Annotated in this window: 20 protein-coding genes; 11 read left to right on the plus strand and 9 right to left on the minus strand. The window is 71.0% G+C overall.

The genetic code is table 11. From position 1 onward, the window contains the following. Positions 1-140 precede the first annotated feature (140 nt). Entirely contained in the window at positions 141-758 is a 618-nt protein-coding gene (locus CRP50_RS02450; RefSeq protein ID WP_097277380.1) for a LysE family transporter, read from the minus strand. A 125-nt stretch (positions 759-883) separates the two neighbouring features. On the opposite strand from CRP50_RS02450, the gene CRP50_RS02455 reads away from it, so the two are divergent. Both CRP50_RS02455 and CRP50_RS02460 read left to right on the plus strand, forming a co-directional pair. Further along, the gene (locus CRP50_RS02455) at positions 884-1,180 is read left to right on the plus strand and encodes a Dabb family protein (RefSeq protein WP_097277381.1); all 297 of its coding nucleotides are present in this window, start codon (positions 884-886) and stop codon (positions 1,178-1,180) included. Between the two features lie 33 nt (positions 1,181-1,213). After that, positions 1,214-1,591: a GFA family protein gene (locus CRP50_RS02460; protein WP_097277382.1), complete on the plus strand. Its 378-nt coding sequence runs from the start codon at positions 1,214-1,216 to the stop codon at positions 1,589-1,591. Positions 1,592-1,689: 98 nt separating this feature from the next. Here the strand turns inward: CRP50_RS02460 and CRP50_RS02465 are convergent, their stop codons facing one another. Further along, a complete protein-coding gene (locus CRP50_RS02465) occupies positions 1,690-2,460 on the minus strand; it encodes an AraC family transcriptional regulator (RefSeq protein WP_097277383.1) in 771 nt (256 codons plus the stop codon). Between the two features lie 194 nt (positions 2,461-2,654). Between CRP50_RS02465 and CRP50_RS02470 the strand changes: the two genes are divergently transcribed. Beyond that, the gene (locus CRP50_RS02470) at positions 2,655-4,706 is read left to right on the plus strand and encodes an elongation factor G (RefSeq protein WP_097277384.1); all 2,052 of its coding nucleotides are present in this window, start codon (positions 2,655-2,657) and stop codon (positions 4,704-4,706) included. 68 nt (positions 4,707-4,774) lie between these two features. Here the strand turns inward: CRP50_RS02470 and CRP50_RS02475 are convergent, their stop codons facing one another. Continuing rightward, positions 4,775-5,326, minus strand: a complete 552-nt coding sequence (locus CRP50_RS02475) for a PAS domain-containing protein (RefSeq protein WP_097277385.1) — start codon at positions 5,324-5,326, stop codon at positions 4,775-4,777. 114 nt (positions 5,327-5,440) lie between these two features. Then, positions 5,441-6,403, minus strand: coding sequence for an RNA polymerase factor sigma-32 (locus tag CRP50_RS02480; RefSeq protein WP_097277386.1), 963 nt, complete (start codon positions 6,401-6,403; stop codon positions 5,441-5,443). A gap of 208 nt (positions 6,404-6,611) precedes the next feature. Between CRP50_RS02480 and CRP50_RS02485 the strand changes: the two genes are divergently transcribed. Genes CRP50_RS02485 through CRP50_RS02495 form a run of 3 tightly spaced genes read left to right on the plus strand, consistent with a single transcriptional unit; the run spans position 6,612 to position 8,568 of the window. Further along, positions 6,612-7,331: a DUF6134 family protein gene (locus CRP50_RS02485; protein ID WP_141415055.1), complete on the plus strand. Its 720-nt coding sequence runs from the start codon at positions 6,612-6,614 to the stop codon at positions 7,329-7,331. Continuing rightward, the gene (locus CRP50_RS02490) at positions 7,328-8,089 is read left to right on the plus strand and encodes an SDR family NAD(P)-dependent oxidoreductase (RefSeq protein WP_097277388.1); all 762 of its coding nucleotides are present in this window, start codon (positions 7,328-7,330) and stop codon (positions 8,087-8,089) included. Before CRP50_RS02485 ends, CRP50_RS02490 begins: the two co-directional genes overlap by 4 nt. Before the next feature lie 20 nt (positions 8,090-8,109). Further along, a complete protein-coding gene (locus CRP50_RS02495) occupies positions 8,110-8,568 on the plus strand; it encodes a nuclear transport factor 2 family protein (RefSeq protein WP_097277389.1) in 459 nt (152 codons plus the stop codon). Here the strand turns inward: CRP50_RS02495 and CRP50_RS02500 are convergent. From CRP50_RS02500 to CRP50_RS02520, 5 genes are read right to left on the minus strand one after another with little or no spacing between them, the layout of a single operon-like run. Further along, positions 8,540-9,124, minus strand: coding sequence for a DUF3833 domain-containing protein (locus CRP50_RS02500; RefSeq protein WP_097277390.1), 585 nt, complete (start codon positions 9,122-9,124; stop codon positions 8,540-8,542). The two genes, CRP50_RS02495 and CRP50_RS02500, sit on opposite strands and share 29 nt — an antisense overlap. A gap of 29 nt (positions 9,125-9,153) precedes the next feature. Further along, a complete protein-coding gene (locus CRP50_RS02505; protein WP_245913336.1) occupies positions 9,154-10,491 on the minus strand; it encodes an MFS transporter in 1,338 nt (445 codons plus the stop codon). Beyond that, positions 10,488-11,720: an SAM-dependent methyltransferase gene (locus CRP50_RS02510; RefSeq protein WP_097277391.1), complete on the minus strand. Its 1,233-nt coding sequence runs from the start codon at positions 11,718-11,720 to the stop codon at positions 10,488-10,490. The genes CRP50_RS02505 and CRP50_RS02510 overlap by 4 nt, the downstream gene beginning before the upstream one ends. A gap of 32 nt (positions 11,721-11,752) precedes the next feature. Continuing rightward, a complete protein-coding gene (locus CRP50_RS02515) occupies positions 11,753-12,550 on the minus strand; it encodes a DUF1365 domain-containing protein (protein ID WP_097277392.1) in 798 nt (265 codons plus the stop codon). Then, the gene (locus tag CRP50_RS02520; protein ID WP_097277393.1) at positions 12,547-13,947 is read right to left on the minus strand and encodes an NAD(P)/FAD-dependent oxidoreductase; all 1,401 of its coding nucleotides are present in this window, start codon (positions 13,945-13,947) and stop codon (positions 12,547-12,549) included. The genes CRP50_RS02515 and CRP50_RS02520 overlap by 4 nt, the downstream gene beginning before the upstream one ends. Positions 13,948-14,206: 259 nt before the next feature. On the opposite strand from CRP50_RS02520, the gene CRP50_RS02525 reads away from it, so the two are divergent. The 5 genes from CRP50_RS02525 to CRP50_RS02545 are packed head-to-tail and all read left to right on the plus strand — an operon-like array spanning position 14,207 to position 17,774. Further along, entirely contained in the window at positions 14,207-14,782 is a 576-nt protein-coding gene (locus CRP50_RS02525; RefSeq protein ID WP_097277394.1) for a sigma-70 family RNA polymerase sigma factor, read from the plus strand. Continuing rightward, a complete protein-coding gene (locus CRP50_RS02530; protein ID WP_097277395.1) occupies positions 14,779-15,444 on the plus strand; it encodes a ChrR family anti-sigma-E factor in 666 nt (221 codons plus the stop codon). Before CRP50_RS02525 ends, CRP50_RS02530 begins: the two co-directional genes overlap by 4 nt. Before the next feature lie 43 nt (positions 15,445-15,487). Then, positions 15,488-15,877 (plus strand): peptide-methionine (R)-S-oxide reductase MsrB, encoded by a 390-nt coding sequence (gene msrB / locus CRP50_RS02535; protein WP_217991971.1) that lies wholly within the window; start codon positions 15,488-15,490, stop codon positions 15,875-15,877. A 3-nt stretch (positions 15,878-15,880) separates the two neighbouring features. Continuing rightward, a complete protein-coding gene (locus CRP50_RS02540) occupies positions 15,881-17,011 on the plus strand; it encodes an alanine racemase (RefSeq protein ID WP_217991972.1) in 1,131 nt (376 codons plus the stop codon). A 22-nt stretch (positions 17,012-17,033) separates the two neighbouring features. Next, positions 17,034-17,774, plus strand: coding sequence for a hypothetical protein (locus tag CRP50_RS02545; protein WP_097277397.1), 741 nt, complete (start codon positions 17,034-17,036; stop codon positions 17,772-17,774). Positions 17,775-17,824: the final 50 nt, after the last annotated feature.

The following is a 17,824-nucleotide window of genomic DNA, read 5'->3' on the forward strand; positions in this document are numbered from 1 at the left end:
GGAAACCTCCGAAGCATCCTTGGGGCACCGCGGCTCGACCCTCGGGCGCCGCTGGATTCAAGGTAATGGTCGGAAGACCCCATGGAAAGGTGGAAATAAAGCCGTTATTGATCGTTCTGGACGATTGAAAACCGCGGGCCTCACGCCCAGGCGTCCACCCCGAGCAGCGCCGCCATGGTCATGAGGCCGAGGCCGCAGACGGCGTTGACGGCACGGTAGAGGCCCGGCGTCAGCAGCCGGCGCCCCCAGGCGGTGACGCCCGCCGCGACGAAGCACCACAGCACCGACGACGCCATGAAGCCGGCGAAGAACACGCCGTAGTGCGCCGCCTCGGGCCGCTCGACGCCGAGGGCGACCAGCACGCCGCCGAGCGCCATCCAGTAGGCGGCGGCGAAGGGATTGGTCAGCGACAGCGCCGCGCCGGCCAGGAAGTCACCGCGCGGCGAGGCGTCCGGGTCGGCCTCCGGCAGGCCGCCGCGCAATGCGTCGCGCAGGGCCTGCAGGCCGAGCCACGCCAGCAGCGCCACGCCGGCGGCGCCGAGCACCGCCTTCACCGCCCCCACTTGCATGAGGATGCCGGCGCCGGTCAGCCCGACGACCGCCCAGGCGGCATCGCCGATCAGCGAGCCCACCTGCACGGCGAAGGCCGGTCCGAAGCCGCGGGCGAGGCCGCGTCGCAGGGTTTCGGCGGTCACCGCGCCCGGCGGCGCGTTGAAGGCGAGGCCGAGCCAGAAGGCGGCGGCGAACAGGCTGAGCATGGCGGGCGTGGTCCCTGCGGTGGTGGTCGACGGGGGCCATTCCACCCGAAGGCCGCATCGCCGTCTTGAAGCGGATTGCGCCGCCGGGCAGGATGCGCCCGCCCCGTCGCAATCACGAGAGACCCATGATCCGCCACATCGTCCTGTTCAGCGCCAAGGACCCGAAGGACGTCCAGACCATCCACGAAGGCCTGTCCATCCTGCGCGGCATCCCCGACGCCCGCACGCTGGAAGTGGTGCTGAACGAGAAGCACGACGCCCTGTCCGACGAGATCGACGTGGTGGTCTACGGCGAGTTCGACGACGAGGCCGCACTCGCCGCCTACAAGGCCCACCCGCTCTACCAGGAGAGCATCCGCCGCGTCCGCCCCTTGCGCGAGACCCGCATCGCCGTCGATTTCACCGCGCCGGGAAAGGACTGACGGGCGGACCGAGTCCTGCCGAGGAGACACCCCATGGACCAGGTCACCGGCGGCTGCCTGTGCGGCGCCGTGCGTTTCGTGGGCACGGGCCGGCCGGACCGGGTCGGCCTGTGCCACTGTCTCGACTGCCGCAAGCACCACGGCGCCCTGTTCTTCGCCGCCGCCGTCTATCCCGAGGCCGCGGTGACGGTGGAGGGGGAGACGGCCTCCTACGCCGGGCGGCACTTCTGCCCGCGCTGCGGCTCGTCGGTCTTCGCGCGCAGCGGCGACGAGGTGGAGGTCCACCTGGGCGCCCTCGACGCCCCCGACCAGTTCACGCCGACCTACGAGCTGTGGACCGTCCGGCGCGAGTCGTGGCTGCCGGCCTTCCCGCTCGACCGCCACTTCGAGCGGAACCGGGAGGAGGATTAGAGTCGTTTGCGCTCTGTCGCGGTCGCCCCAGAGCTGCGTTCAGGCGCCACGCAGGCTCCCGCGCCTGACCGGCGCGGGGGCGCGGTCGCGCCCCGGTTCTATGCGTTCCGCCAGCGGCCCGGCGTGGTGCCCATGACGCGGCGGAAGGCGGTGGTCAGGTGGCTCTGGTCGGCGAAGCCCAGGTCGAGCGCCACCTCGGCGAGGGGACGGCCGGAGTCGATCTGCCGGCGTGCCGCGTCCACCCGCAGCTGCTGGTGCCACAGGCGCGGCGGCAGGCCGTAGCGGGCATGGAAACTGCGGGCGAGGTGGTAGCGGCTCAGGCCCGTCACCGCCGCCAGTTCCGCCAGGTCCACCGGCCGGTCGAGGGTCGCCCGCAGGAATTCGGCGGCCCGAGCCAGGCGGTCGGGTGCGGCGGCCAGCGCCGGCGGCAGGCGGGTACCGTGATGGCGTACCAGCGTGCCGAGCACGACGAGGGCGGCTTCCGCCGACGGGTCGCGCGCCAGCGCCACCAGCCCGCCGGCCACGGGCGGATCGTCGATCACCGGCCGGGCGAGCCGGGTGTCGCCGTCACCCGCGGCGTCTTCCGCCAGCCGCCGCCAGGCCTCCTGCGAGACGTAGAGCGACACGAAGTCGGCCTCCGGCCCCTCGAAGCGGCCGGCCTGGACGGCGCCGGGCTCGTAGGCGGTGATGCTGCCGGCGGCGACGTCGTGGTCGCGGTGGTCGAGCCACAGGTGCTCGCGGCCCGTCAGGTTGACGCCGATCACCCAGTCGTCGTGGAAATGGCGGTCGTAGGCGAGCCGGCCGCCCGGCGCCCGCACGCGCACCACCTCCACCCCGTCGCCCCGCCACAGGCGGGTGATCGCGCCCATATATCGCGTTCCTCCACCGAAGATCGCCGCAAGTAAAAGCCCTGTTCGACTTCCGCGTCAATGGGCGCCGCAGCAATGCCGATGCTGCATGGCAGCGAGACGAATACCGAAAAGGACCGAAACCGATTTGAGTTGCAGAGCCCCCGCATGCGGGTGGACCATGGTCGAAATCCACGGAAACAAGGAGACGATCCATGGTCGGCAAGGCATCTTCGCCCCGCGTGGCGGCCCTCGTCGGGCCTTACATGGGCGGCAAGACCACGCTCCTCGAGAGCATCCTCCATGCGGCAGGCGCCACGCACCGCCGCGGTTCCGTCACCGAGAAGAGTTCCGTCGGCGACGCCTCGCCCGAGGCCCGCGACAAGCAGATGGGGGTGGAAGTCACCGTCGCCTCCTGTTCCTGGCTCGACGAACCCTGGACCTTCCTCGACTGCCCCGGCTCCACCGAATTCCTGCACGATGCCCTGGCGCCCGCCCTGGTGGCCGACGTCGCCGTGGTGGTGTGCGACCCCGAGCCGGAGCGCGCGGTCATGGTCGCGCCCATCCTGAAGGCGCTGGACGACCGCCAGATTCCGCACATCGTGTTCATCAACAAGGTCGACCACCACAACGTCGACGTCCGCGCCGCCCTGGAAGCCCTGCAGGTGCATTCGGAACGGCCGCTGGTGCTGCGCGAGGTGCCCATCAAGGAAGGCGACGACATCGTCGGCTACGTCGACCTCGTCTCCGAACGCGCCTACCGCTACAAGCCGGGCGAGCCCTCCGACCTCATCAAGATCCCCGACGCCGCCAAGGACGTGGAGACCTCGGCGCGGCAGGAGATGCTGGAGACCCTGGCCGACTTCGACGATCACCTCATGGAGGAACTGCTGGAAGAGGTCGTCCCGCCCAAGGAGGAGGTCTATGCCGACCTCGCCAAGGATCTGGAGGACGACAAGATCGTGCCGGTGTTCTTCGGCTCGGCCGACAAGTCCGAAGGCGTGCGCCGCCTGCTGAAGGCGCTGCGCCACGAAGTGCCGGGCCATCAGGCCGCCGCCCTGCGCATGGGCATCGACCTGGACGCCGCCGGCGACGCGCCGCTCGCCCAGGTGTTCAAGACCGTGCACGCGCCGCACGCCGGCAAGCTGTCCTACGTCCGCGTATGGAACGGCGCGATCAAGGACGGCTCGACGGTCGAGACGCCGGCCGGCAAGTCCAACAAGGTCACCGGCGTCTTCACCCTGTTCGGCGCCGAGACCCGCAAGACCGATCAGGCCGTCGCCGGCGAGGTGGTCGCCCTCGGCCGCCTGGAGGATGCCGCCACCGGCATGCTCGTCGGCAGCAAGCCGCCGGCGGAGAGCGAATGGCTCGCGCCGCTGCCGCCGCTGTTCGCGCTGGCGCTGCGCCCGTCCAAGCAGGGCGACGACGTGAAGCTGTCGGGTGCCCTGCAGAAGCTGTGCGAGGAAGACCCGAGCCTCGCGGTCGAACAGTCCGCCGACACGGGCGAACTGCTGCTGTGGGGCCAGGGCGACACCCACCTGCAGGTGGCCATGGCCAAGCTCGCCCGCGTCTACCACGTGGAGGTGGAGACGGCGCAGCCGCAGGTGCCCTACCGCGAGACCATCCGCAAGGGCACTCAGGTGCAGGGCCGTCACAAGCGCCAGACCGGCGGCCACGGCCAGTTCGGCGACGTGCACGTGCGCATCAAGCCGCTGCCGCGCGGCGAGGGCTTCGTGTTCTCCGACCACATCACCGGCGGCGTGGTGCCGCGCCAGTACATTCCGGCCGTCGAGCAGGGCGTGCGCGAGTATCTGGTGCGCGGACCGCTCGGCTTCCCCGTGGTGGACGTGGCGGTGGAGCTGTTCGACGGCAGCTATCACACGGTCGACAGCTCGGAAATGGCCTTCAAGACCGCCGCCCAGCTGGCCATGCGCGAAGGCATGCCGCAGTGCGACCCGCTGCTGCTCGAGCCCATGCTCATGGTCGAGGTCAGCGTGCCGACCGAGTATACGTCCAAGGCCCAGCGGGCCCTGTCCAGCCGCCGTGGCCAGATCCTCGGCTTCGACCGCCGGCAGGGGTGGGAGACGTGGGACACCGTGACCGCCTGCGTGCCGCAGGGGGAGATGCACGACCTGATCGTCGAGCTGCGCTCGGTGACCATGGGCGTGGGCACCTTCTCGTGGCGCTTCGAGCGCCTGCAGGAAGTGCAGGGCAAGACCGCCGACCAGGTGGTCGAGAAGCGCAAGCAGGACCTGGTGACCGCCTGAGCCGGCTGACGCAGCGCCACACCGCGGGGGACGGGAAACCGTCCCCCGCGGTGCGTTTCAGGCCGGCGTCAGCGGAAGTCCTCGGGCCGGTCCTCGATGACGTCCAGCGCGGCGAAGCGGCTGTGGTAGTTGTTTTCGAGTGTGCCTTCCGCCGGCGGCTCGCCGCGGCACAGGCCGCCGAGCACGGCCATGACCTCGGTGTCGCCGATGCCGAGCGGCAGCAGCAGCTTGGTGTGCAGCACGGCGCCGCCGCCGGCCAGGGCGACGACGGTGCGATAGAAGTGCACCACCCGGTCGCGCACCACGCTTTCCAGGGTGCGGATCACCACGTCGGCGTGGTGGCCGTGCAGGATCTCGTCCACCGTCCGGCCCTCGATGGCGGGGCCGTAGCGGTCGATCACTTCGTCACCGGCGGCGAGGACGCGGAAGCGCAGGCCCCTCGGCGTGTCGGGCTGGTCCTTCTCGACGCGATAGAGGACGCAGTGGCGGCGCACCTCGACGGGCAGCTCGGCGAGGTCGATGCTGCCGGGGGAGGGCATGACGACACCGCCGCGCTTCTCCACCCAGTAGCGGAACAGGGTTTTCAGCCGCGGCTGATCGATGTCCGGCGCGAAATGCATGCGGGGCCTCCCGGTTGACGCTCGCGCCCCGCTGCCTGCGGGGCGGCTCCCAGTATGGGCGGCGGCGGCGCGAAATCAACGCAGGAGGCTGCAGGGCGGTTATTTGTCAGACGCTTAGCCCGCGGCCGGCACCGGCAGCGCACGGCCGGCGCGGCGGGCGCGCACGGCGGCGGCGGCGGTACCGCCCCGATGGACGGCCTCGCGCAGCTTGCGGATCGCCTTGGTCTCGATCTGGCGGATGCGTTCCGCCGTCACGCCGTAGAGACCGGCGAGCGCCTGCAGGGTGTGCGGCCGCTTGGTCAGGTAGCGGCGGGCCAGGATGGTGCGCTCGCGCTCGTCGAGCACGTCGAGGGCCTCGCGCACCCGGTCGCGGCGCCACACGCTTTCCTGCCGCTCGGCAAGGGCTGCCTCAGGGGTCGGGCGGTCGTCGGCCAGGCTGTCGAGCAGCGAGCCCATGCGGCCGTCCTCGGCGTCGGTGGTCTGGTAGTCGAGCGACAGGTCGCCGCCGGCCAGGCGCTGCGTCATGCGCACGATGTCGGCGGGCTGCACCTCCAGCCGGTCGGCCAGCGCCCGGATGTCCTGGTCGGACAGGCGGTCGGGCTGCAGGCCCATCTGGCGCGTCACCTTGGCGAGGTTGAAGAACAGGCGCTTGTTGCCGGTCCCGGTGCCGATCTTCACCAGCGACCAGTCCTGCAGCAGGTGGTTCAGGATGGCGGCGCGGATCCACCAGCGGGCATAGGTGGCGAAGCGGAAACCCTTGTCGGGGTCGTAGCGCCGCAGCGACTGCAGCAGGCCGATGTTGCCTTCGCTGATGAGGTCGGCGATGGGCATGCCGTGGCCGCGGAACTGGCGCGCCACCTTGGGCACCAGCCGCAGGTGCGCCGCCACCAGGCGGTGGGCGGCGTCGAGGTCGCCGTCGCGGGTCCAGGCCTCGGCGAGGCGGCGTTCTTCGTCTTCTTCCAGCACCGGCTGGCCGTGCACGGCGGCCAGATAGCCGCGCAGTCCGCCCGTCCCGTCGTCGCGCGGATCGGGCAGCCGAAGCGGCGGCAGCGGGCCGTCGATGGTGCGCGAGGTCATGATCCGACTCCTGTGGCGATGGGTGTGAACATCCTGTCGGGCTGAAGATTGGTCAGGCCCGACAGGCCGTTCAAGCCCTTTCCGACGTTTTTCGTTAAATGAACGCTGAATGACCAGTTTTAGTGCGCTTTAATTCGTTTTCGGACAGTGATCCGGGTGGGGGAGGGCGTCGTACCAAAGGGTATCCAGACAGACCGGGAGCCGAGTCATGCCGGCCGTGCGAACCCTCGCCGCGAGCCTTCTCCTCCTCTCCGCCGCGCTGCCTCCTGGGGCCGCCGCGGCGGCGGAAAACCCTGATCCCCTGGCCCTTTACGGGCCGCGCATGCAGTTCGACGTGGTGCGTGACGGCGCCGTCATCGGCCGCCACGACGTCACCTTCACGACCGAGGGCGATGCCCTGGTGGCGGAGGCGCGTAGCGAGATGACGGTCACGCTGCTCGGCATCCCCGTCTATCGCTTCACCTATGCCTCGCGCGACGTGTGGCGGGACGGCCGCCTGACCGGCCTGACCGCCACCACCGACGACGACGGCGACCGCGCCCAGGTGATCGCCACCCGCGCCGGCGACACCCTGCTGGTCGATGGCCCGCAGGGGCGCCTGGAACTGCCGGGGGCGGTGTTTCCCACCAACCACTGGAACGCCGCCGCGCGCGGCACCGGCCAGGTGCTCAACACCATCACCGGCGGCCTCAACGCCGTCACCATGACCGATGCCGGGCGCGAGGTCGTGCAGACCCGCCAGGGTCCGGTGGAGGCGACGCTGTGGACCTACCGCGGCGAACTGACCGCCGACGTCTGGTACGACGACGCCGGCCGCTGGGTGGGCTTGCGCTTCCCGGCCCGCGACGGCTCCACCATCACCTACGTCTGCCGCGTCTGCGGGCTGGACGGCGGTGGCGGACAGCTCGCCCGCGACGGTCAGTCATGAGCCGCTCCGCCTCCCGCTTCCGCGTCGCCTGGATCACCGGTGCCGGCAAGGGCATCGGCCGCTACCTCGCGCTGGAACTGGCGCGCCGCGGCGTCACCGTCGCCGCGTCCGCCCGCTCTGCCGAGGATCTCGACAGCCTCGCCCGCGAAGACGAGCGCATCCGCCCCTATCCGCTCGACGTCACCGACGCGACCGCGGTTGCGGCGGTGGCCGAGACGGTGGAGCGCGACCTCGGCCCCATCGACCTCGCGGTCTTCAACGCCGGCAGCCACATCCCCGTGCGCGCCGATGCCCTGACCGTCGAGCCCTTCCGCACGCTGGTGGAGGTGAACTTTATGGGCGTGGTGCACGGCCTCGCCGCTGTTGTGCCGCGCTTCATCGCGCGCCGTGGCGGCCATGTGGTGGTGACCGGGTCGGTCAGCGGCTACCGCGGTCTGCCCTCAGCCGCCGCCTACGGTGCCACCAAGGCCGCCGTGAACAACATGTGCGAGGCGCTGAAGCCGGATCTCGACCGCTACGGCGTAAGGATATCCATAGTAAATCCGGGGTTCGTCCGTACGCCGCTCACGGATCGCAACGACTTCCCCATGCCCTTCCTGATGGAGCCGGAAGATGCCGCCCGCCGCATGGCCGACGGTATTGAGGTAGGCAAGTTCGAGATCGTATTCCCGCGCCGCATGGCGTTACTGATGAAAGCGGTATCATTACTGCCTGCAGGCTTGTATTTCGCGCTGACTCGTCGCATGGTGCGCCCGTGACCACGCGAGCGGGGGCGAGCATGCGAACGACGCCGGACGACATCCGGGCGGCGGGTCTCGAGGCCTACGTCGCCCTGCTGCAACAGTTGACACCCGAAACTCTTCCCGAGCTGCGCCGGGTGACCGCGCCCGACGTGCGCTTCAAGGACCCGTTCCACGAGGTGACGGGCCGTGGCGCCATGCTCGCGGTGTTCGAGCGCATGTTCCACGACGTCGCCGACCTGCGCTTCGTCGTGCATCACGCCTGCCTCGCCGGCGGCGGGGGTACCGCTCTGCTGCGCTGGACGCTGAGCGGCCGGGTCCGCGCCCTGCGCGGCCGGCCGTGGAGCGTCGACGGCATGTCGGAGGTGGAACTGGACACGCAGGGGCTGGTGACGGCGCATGTCGATTACTGGGACGCCGCCTCCACCCTCTACGAGCGCCTGCCGCTGATCGGCATCGTCCTGCGCGCTATTCGGCGGCGGATCGCGGTGCTGTGACGGCGGCGCTGTTCGCCGCGTCGTCCTTGCGGAAGGCGATCGAGACCGAGCCGATCTCGATGCCCCACTTGGTGACGGTGGCGCGGTTGAGCAGCACGCCGCCCGGCTGGAGGAACATCCAGTCGTCGAAGCCGACGCGCCAGGTGCCGTCGCCGACCTTCAGGTTCATGGTGTAGGTCCAGTGGAAGGCGTTGCCGGCCAGCGTGCCCTGCGCCGTGCCCACCACGTCCGGCGCCGTGCCCTCGTAGGTGTCGGGGCCGGTCTTGCGGATGGTCCAGACGCGCTGGTCGGTCTCGCCGTCGCTGTAGCGGAAGTCCTCGGTCAGCACGAGGACGCCGGTCTGCGGGTTCCAGTCGCCGTCGATGTCGACCACGAACTGGCGGCGCACGTCGCCGAAGCGGTCCTCGAACAGGCCCCAGGCCGTGGTGCGGCCCTCGAAGTAGTCCTCGAGCGTCAGTTCGGGTTGCGTGCCTTGGAAATCGTCGATCTTCATGCTGGTGCATCCCGTCGATACGAGAGCCAGAGCGACCACGGCGGCCGCCGCGCTCTTGCGCATGTGTCACCTCCTGTCGGACGTTCGTCCCCTCAGCCGCCGATCCGGCCCCGTTTTTCCAGCCGGGCGCGGATGACGGCCTGGCGACGGGCGTCCAGCGGGAAAGGCCAGACTAGCGTCATCGCCACACCTTTCAGTACGACGGGTACCACCGCATAGATCATCGTCAGCGCGAGAAGGCCCGCGACTTCTTCCGTGTCGGTGGTGGGCGAGAACCCGGCCAGGTCCAGCGCCCAGAAGGCGGCCGCCGCCGCGATGCCGAGCGCCAGCTTGGTCGCCATGCTCCACAGGGCGAAGAACAGGCCGGCACGCTGCTGCCCGGTGCGCAGGGTGTCGAGGTCGACCACGTCGGCCTGCATGGCCGGCGGCAGGGCGAGGTCGGCGCCGAGCGTGGCGCCGGTCAGCAGGCAGACGACGGCGAAGGCGGCGATGGCGCCGGGCGGGATCAGCGGCACCCACACGAAGGCGGCGCAGGCCAGCGCCATGGCGGCGACCCAGGCGCGGTGCTTGCCGATACGGCGGGCGAGGGCGAGCCACAGCGGCATGGCGAGGATGCCGGCGAGGAAATAGAGGAAGATGAGCAGGCCGCGCTCCGTCTGGTCGGCGCGCAGGGCGTGCTCCAGGTAGAGCGGGAACAGCACCGCCGGCAGGCCGTTGGCGGCGCCGTTGACGAACCACGCCGCCACCAGCCGCACGAAGGGGCCGTTGCGGCGGGCGGCGCGCAGGGACTCCCGCGTCAACCGCACCCGCGTGCCCGCATCGACGCGGCCTTCCGGCACCCGCAGCAGCAGCACGGCGACGGCGGGCGCCCCCACAAGCACGGCGAGCCACGCCACGGCGGCGAGCCCGGCCGCTTCGCTCCACCCCACGGCGGCGGCGATGGCGGGCACCGCGCCGGCGGCCAGGATGCCGGCGAGCATCAGGCCCTCGCGGCTGGCGGTCAGGCGGGCGCGGTCGTCGTAGTCGCGGGTCAGCTCGGCGCCCCAGGCGGTATAGGGCACGGCGACGAAGGTCCAGCCGACGTACAGCAGGATGGTGAAGCCGATCAACCAGCCGAGCCCGACGCCCGCCGGCGGCATGAACAGCGCCAGCAGGCCGATGGCGGCGAGCAGGGCGCCGCCGGCGATCCACGGCTTGCGGCGGCCGAAGCGGGTGGGGTGGCCGTCGCACAACCAGCCGGCCAGCGGATCGGACACCACGTCCACCGCCCGCGCCGCCAGCATGGCGGTGCCGACGGCGGCGAGGCCGAGCCCCAGATCCTCGGCGTAGAAGCTCGGCAGGAAGACGAAGACCGGAATGGTCGGCATGGCGAGCGCGAAGCCCGGCCCGCCGTAGGCCAGCAGGCGCCGCCAGCCGAGGCCGGCGGTCACGGCCGGGTCAGGCCGAAGTGGACGACGTCGATGGTGCCGGCGCGGAACCCCGCTTCGCAATAGGCCAGGTAGTAGGTCCACATGCGGTGGAACCGCTCGTCGAAGCCCTCGCTCGCCCGGATCGCCGGCCATTCGCGCTGGAAGTCCTGCTGCCAGCGGCGCAGGGTCTCGGCGTAGTGGCTGCCGTATTCGGCCTCGTGGGTGAGCGACAGGCCGGCGTCGGCGAGGCCCTGGCGCATGCGGCTCGGGCTCGGCAGCATGCCGCCGGGGAAGATGTAGCGCTGGATGAAGTCGGCGCCGCGGCGGTAGCGGTCGAAGCGGTCCTCGGCGATGGTGATGACCTGCAGCGCGCCGTGGCCGCCCGGCTTCAGGCGGTCGTGCAGGGTGCGGAAGTAGACCGGCCAGTGCTCCTCGCCGACCGCCTCGAACATCTCGATGGAGGCGACGGCGTCGTAGGTCTCGGGCACGTCGCGGTAGTCCTGCAGGCGGAACTCCAGGCGGTCGGCCAGGCCCTCGCGCTGCGCCATCTCCTGCGCCCAGGTGAGCTGCTCGGTCGACAGCGTGATGCCGGTGACATGGCAGCCGCGAGTGGTGGCGAGGTGGCGGGCGAAGCCGCCCCAGCCGCAGCCGATCTCCAGCACCCGGTTGCCCGGGCCGACGTGCAGCAGGGCGGCGAGGCGCTCGTACTTGGCCACCTGGGCGGCCGTCAGGTCCTGGTCCGGTGTCTCGAAGACGGCGGCGGAATAGGTCATGGTCGGGTCGAGCCAGCGGCGGTAGAAGCCGTTGCCGAGGTCGTAGTGGTAGGCGATGTTGCGCCGGCTGCCGCGCTTGGTGTTGCCGCGCAGAAGGTGCAGGACGCGGTTCATGGCGCGCGTCGTCCAGCGCCCCTCCAGCCGGTCGTCGAGGTCGGTGTTGACGGCGGCCAGCTCGATGAGCGCCGTCAGGCCGGGGCTGTCCCACAGGCCGTCCATGTAGGCCTCGGCGAAGCCCACCGACCCGCCGGTCACCAAGCGGTGCAGCGCGGCGGCGTCGGCGATGCGCACCGTCGCCTGCGGCCCCGGCCGGCGGCCGTCGAACACCCGCACGGCGCCGAACGGGTCGACCAGCGTCAGCCGCCCCCGCTCCAGCCCCCCGAGCAGCGGCAGGACCGCCGACCCCCAGGGGCCGAGGCGGACGGCGGGCGGACGGGACAGGGCGAGCAGGTCGGCGGATGCGGGATCGTTCGGCATGGCGGGCAGGCTCGTCGAGAGGGGGAGGAGGATCAGGCGGGCTCGGTGGGGACCGGGCGCGGGGCCACGGTCACCAGCGGCGGGCGCTCCCCGGCGTGGCGGTAGACGGTCAGGCCCTTGCGCCACAGCCGCAGGGCTTCCCAATGGATGCCCGCTATCACCTTTACGGTCATCAGCGGGTGGCGGACCACCGATCGAAGAATTTCCGCATCGGAAAGCGCGCGGCGCGTGCCGCCGAAGGAGGCATGCAGCACCCGCGCGCCCGCCGGGTCGGTCTCGTCGATGCCGACCGCCACCTTCTCGCCCGGCGGCCGCAGGGTGAAGTGGTAGGTCAGGTCCATGGGCAGGAAGGGCGAGACGTGGAAGTCCTTGGCGGCGCTGTGGCGCACCAGCTTCGCCCCGGCCTCGCGGTCGTCGACGGCGGCCAGGTAGCAGTGGCGCTCGCCGAAGGTGTTGTGGACCTCGTGCAGCACGGCGGCGAGGCTGCCGTCGGGCCGGTGGCACCAGAAGACGCTGAGCGGGTTGAAGGCATAGCCCCACAGGCGCGGATAGCACAGCAGGCGGATCGGCCCGCCCGCCGCGATGCCGGCCGCGTCCAGCTCGCGCGTCACCCACTCCTTGAGGGGCGTGCCGTCGCCGGGGCCGTGGTCGCGGTCGTGCAGCGACAATACGGCGCGACGGTTGTAGCCGAACAGCTTGAGCCGCCGCGACAGCTCCGGCAGCTCGTCCAGGTCGGCCAGCAGCGAGAACACCCGGTACGACAGCGCGTGCGTCTTCGGCGAAAAGCGCCGGTGCACCACCGTGCCGTGGTAGAGGGCCGATGCCGTCATGCCGCCACCTCGTCGCGGGCGCCGCTGCCGTCGCTGGCGGCGCCGGAGGCGGGCAGGGGGCGCAGCACGATGCGGCCGGACTCGTCGGGCACCGACCACGGCCGGCGCACGCCGCCGAGCGCCTCGGCGACGGCGAGGCCGGCCTGCAGGCCGTCCTCGTGGAAGCCGGCGCCGAACCAGGCGCCGCAGTACCAGGTGTTGCGGTCGCCCTGCAGGCTCCACAGCCGCTTCTGCGCCGCCACGGCGGCGGCGTCGAACAGCGGGTGGGCGTACTCGATGCGGCGCAGCACCGCCTCGTCGCGCGGCGGGGTGTCGGGGTTCAGCGTCACGAACAGGTCGGTGCGGGTCTGCAACGGCTGCAGCTTGTTCATCCAGTAGGTGACGCAGACGGCCGCCTTGCCGTCGCGGCCGGTATGGGACAGGTAGTTCCAGCTCGACCACACCGCCTTGCGCTTGGGCATGAGCGCCGGGTCGGTGTGCAGCCACGCCGTGTTGGGCTGGTAGCGGAAGGCGCCGAGCAGGGCGCTTTCCTCCGCCGTCGGGTCGGTGAGCAGGGGCAGCGCCTCGTCGCCGTGGCAGGCCAGCACCACGTGGTCGAAGACCTCCACCGACCCGTCGGTGCCCTCCACCATGACGCTGCCGCCGAGGCGGGTGACGGCGCGGGCGCCGACGCCGAGGCGGACGCGGTCGGCGAAGGGGCGGCTGATGCGGTCGACATACTCGCGCGAGCCGCCGACCACCGTGCGCCACTGCGGCCGGCCCGTCAGCTTGAGCAGGCCGTGGTTGTCGCAGAAGCGGATGAAGGCGGTGGCCGGGTGGGCGCGCATGTCCTCCACCGCCGTCGACCAGATGGCCGCCCCCATGGGCAGCAGGTGGTCGGTGAGGAAGGGCTCGCCGTAGCCTTCGCGGTCGAGGAATTCGCCGAGGGTCAGCGCGTCGGCGCCCGGCTCGCTCAGCAGCTTCGGCGCGTCGCGGTAGAACCGTACCAGGTCGTGCAGCATGGACCAGAACCGCGGCCGCAGGATGTTGCGCTTCTGGGCGAACAGGGCGGGCAGGGTGGAGCCCGCGTATTCCCGCCGGCCGGCGTCGATGGAGACGCCGAAGCTCATGTCCGTGCCGTGGGTGGCGACGCCCAGGTGGTCCAGCAGGGCGGTCAGGTTGGGGTAGGTGAGGGTGTTGTAGACGATGAAGCCGGTGTCGACGGGGATCGACCCGTCGGGCGTCGGCACCACCACCGTATTGCTGTGGCCGCCGAGGCGCTCGTTCTTCTCGTAGACGGTGACCTCGTGACCCTGCGACAACAGCCAGGCGCAGGAGAGACCGGAAATGCCGCTGCCGATGACGGCGACGCGGAGGCGGCGCCCGCGGGCGGGCTCGGGGAAAACGCTGTCGGGCATGGCGAAAAATCCGATGAAGAAATAGGTTTCGTAGGGCTCAATGGGCTACCATCTTACGGATCCGGGCATCCGATCGGATCATGTTTCCATCGCTCCGGCAGAACAAAAAAATCGTTGCCCCGTCGGCGTGATCCGCCGCCGCCGGCGTCCCGTATCGGAGGGCATGAGTGCACAAGCAGCGCAATTGGGCGGGCCCCTGCCGGCGCCGTCCCTGCCTCCCCTGTTCCGCCCCCTCGACCGGGTGCGGCGGGGAGGTCGCATGAGGCAGACGGAGACAGCGGAGCCACCCGTGTTCGATGCCGGCGCCTGCCTGGTGGCCGTCGGGCGCGACCGCGACAAGGCGGCCTTCGCTCAGTTGTTCAGCCACTACGCGCCGCGGCTGAAGGCCTACATGCGCAAGCTCGGCGCCGACGACACCGCCGCCGAGGAGGTGGCGCAGGAGGCCCTGCTGGCGGTGTGGCGCAAGGCTCACCTCTACGATCCCGCCAAGGCGTCGGCCGGAACGTGGATCTTCGCGGTGGCGCGCAACATGCGCATCGACATGATCCGGCGCGAGAAGCGGCCCGAGATCGATGCCGAGGACCCCGCCCTGGTGCCCGACGCCGAGCCGCGTGCCGACGACCATGTCGGCGCCCGCCAGCGCGAGGCCCTGGTCCGCGAGGCGATCCGCCAGCTGCCGCCGGAACAGGCGGAAGTGGTGCGCCTCAGCTTTTACGAAGAGAAACCGCACGCCGAGATCGCCGAAGTGCTGCAATTGCCCCTCGGCACGGTCAAGAGCCGGCTGCGGCTCGCCTTCCGCAAGGTGCGGACGGCGTTGGGAGACGATGTGGAATGAGCACGATCAAGCACCATCCCGGCGACGACCTGCTGGTCGCCTATGCCGCGGGCAGCCTCGACGAAGGCCTGTCGCTGATGGTCGCCACCCATCTGGCGCTGTGCCCCGCCTGCCGCACCAAGGTGACGGCCGCCGAATCCATGGGCGCCGCCCTTGTCGACGAGATGCCGCCCGAGCCGCTGGCCGAGGACGCCCTGAAGAGCATCCTCGCCCGCCTGGACGAGCCGGAACCCGCTCCGCCGCCGCCGCCCGCGCCCCCCACGCAGGTGGACGAGACGACCCTGCGCACCATCCCCGAGCCGCTGCGCTCCTACCTGTCGGGCAACCTCGATGCGCTGCCGTGGCGGTCGCTCGGCCCGGCGGTGCGGTCGGTGGAACTGCCGACGCAGGGCGCCAAGGCCCGCCTGTTCCGCATCAAGCCGGGCGCGGCCCTGCCGGAGCACAGCCACAACGGCGCCGAGTATACCCTGGTGCTGGCCGGCGGCTTCTCCGACGAGGTCGGCAGCTTCGCCCGCGGCGACGTCGCCTGCGCCGACGAGACGCTGCTGCACCAGCCCATCGCCGACCCCGGCGAGCCCTGCCTGTGCCTCGCGGTCACCGACGCGCCCTTGCGGTTCACCGGCGTCGTGCCCAGACTCATGGCACCGTTCTTCGGGATCTGAGCGCGGCCCCCGGGGGCCGCGCCGCCCGCCCCAGGAGGTCGTGTTGGAAAAGATCGTCAAATCCGACGAGGAATGGCGCGCAGAGCTGACTCCGCTGCAGTTCCAGGTCGCGCGCAAGAAGGGCACCGAGCGCCCGTTCTCCGGCGAATACTGCCACGCCCACGAGCCCGGTCTCTACGGTTGCGTGTGCTGCGGCCTGCCGCTGTTCGACAGTCGCACCAAGTTCGACAGCGGAACCGGCTGGCCGAGCTTCACCGCACCGGTTGAAAAAGACCACGTGCGGGAAGAGCACGACACGAGCTATGGCATGGTCCGCATCGAGGTGCTATGCAATCGGTGCGATGCCCACCTCGGCCACGTCTTCCCCGACGGGCCCCCGCCGACCGGCCTGAGGTACTGCATCAACTCGGTGTCCCTCAGAAAGCTGGAATAGCCCGTGGTCCGCCCTGTCGACCTGCCGACGCCCTCTCTGCTTCTCGACCTGCCGGTCCTCTGCAACAACCTGGCGACCATGGGGCGGCGCATGGCCGAACACGGCATCGCCCTGCGTCCGCACCTGAAGACCGCCAAGAGCGCCGAGGTCGCCATGCTGGCGACGGAAGGGCAGAGCGGTGGCATCACCGTGTCGACAGTCGCCGAGGCCTTGGCTTTCGCCGGCCACGGGTTCAAGGACATCACCTATGCCGTCGGCATCGTGCCGGGCAAGCTGGAGCCTTTGGCGCCGCTGCTCGCCAAGGGGGTGAAGATCACCCTGCTGACCGACAACGCCGCCATGGCGCGCGCCGTCACCGACAAGGCGGCGGCGCTGGGTGTGGTGTTCGACGTGATGCTGGAGATCGACACCGGCGGCCATCGCGCCGGCGTGCTGCCCGACAGCGCCGAGCTGCTCGAGGTCGGCCGCATCCTGCACGAGGGGCCGGGCACCCGCCTCGCCGGTGTGCTCACCCACGCCGGCCACAGCTATCACTGCCGCAGCCGCGACGAGATCAAGACCGTCGCCTGGGCCGAGCGCGAGGGGCTGGTCCACGCCGCAGAGCGCCTGCGCGCCGCCGGCCTGCCGTGCCCGGTGGTCTCCGCCGGCTCGACGCCGACCGCCATGTGCGGCGAGGACTACAGCGGCATCACCGAGATGCGGCCGGGCGTCTACATGTTCATGGACGTCCACCAGCTGCTGCTCGGCGTATGCTCGGCGCAGGACCTCGCGCTGTCGGTGCTGGCGACGGTGATCGGCCACAACCGCCCCGCCGACAAGCTGCTCATCGACGCCGGGGCGCTGGCGCTGTCCAAGGACGTGTCGGCCAACGAGCTGATGGCCGACATCGGCTACGGCGTGGTGTGCGACGCCGCCACGGCCCGCCCCATCGCCAACCTCTTCGTCACCGACGTGTCGCAGGAACACGGCATGTGCGCCGTGACCGACGACACCCTCTGGGATCGCCTGCCCGTGGGCTCCAAGGTCCGCATCATGCCCAACCACGCCTGCATCACCGCCGCCTGCCACGAGGCCTATCACGTCGTCGACCACGGCGAGGTGATCGACAAATGGAAGCGCTTCGGCGGCTGGTGAGGGGCCGGGAGGGGATGGAGCGATGAGGAAGGACACTGTGCCGCCTGCCGCCGTGGATGTCCTCACCGTCGCACCCTGCGAGCGAGTCGAGGGTCATGCCCGGATCGCGGCGCTCGATCAGTCGTCCGTCGCCACCCTCCACCACCTGGGCGATATTCCCTGGGTCGATCGCGTGACGGCTGACGAGGGGCAATCGACGCCCCTGGCTGCCGTGGCGGTGGCGCTGTCCGCCTCAGAGAATGAGGCGGAAGCGGCCTTGCACGACCTGGCGGCGCAGAAGGCTCATCTGCGGCTGCTCGTGATCGGGGCCGGGTGCAGGCTGTCCACCCTGCATGAAGACGTCGCGGTGATGCGCGCGGCCACGCCGCAACAGGCCGCAACAGCCATCAAGACCCTGCTGGCGCCGTCGTGGCTGCCCGGCTTCATCGGCTGTGACGTTGCGGACCTGCGGACCGCAGTCAACGGACGCCACTGCCGGCACGTCGTCACCGTGGACCTGGGCGACGACGCGGACGCCTGTGTCCAGGCTCTGCTGGCCGCCGTATCGCCGCTCGCCGAGGACGCGGGCGTCGGCCTCTTCCTCAACATCTGGCCGGGCGCCGGGCCGCGGGCGCCGCTTCAGGTGACGGCGGATGTGATCGCCGGCGTCGCCGAGGCTGCGCCGCCGGACGCCGTGGTGGTGGCGGCCATGCCGGTCGGCGATCTGGATTACGAGACGCCGGCCGTCACCCTGTCGGTGTGGTCGACGCGGCCCACCCTCTGACCCCATAGCACGAAGGGGCCGCTCCGGAAGATCCGGGGCGGCCCCTTCAT

Origin of the sequence: Caenispirillum bisanense, from assembly GCF_900230255.1 — a bacterium.
In the GTDB taxonomy this organism is placed as follows: Bacteria; Pseudomonadota; Alphaproteobacteria; order Rhodospirillales; family Rhodospirillaceae; genus Caenispirillum; species Caenispirillum bisanense_A.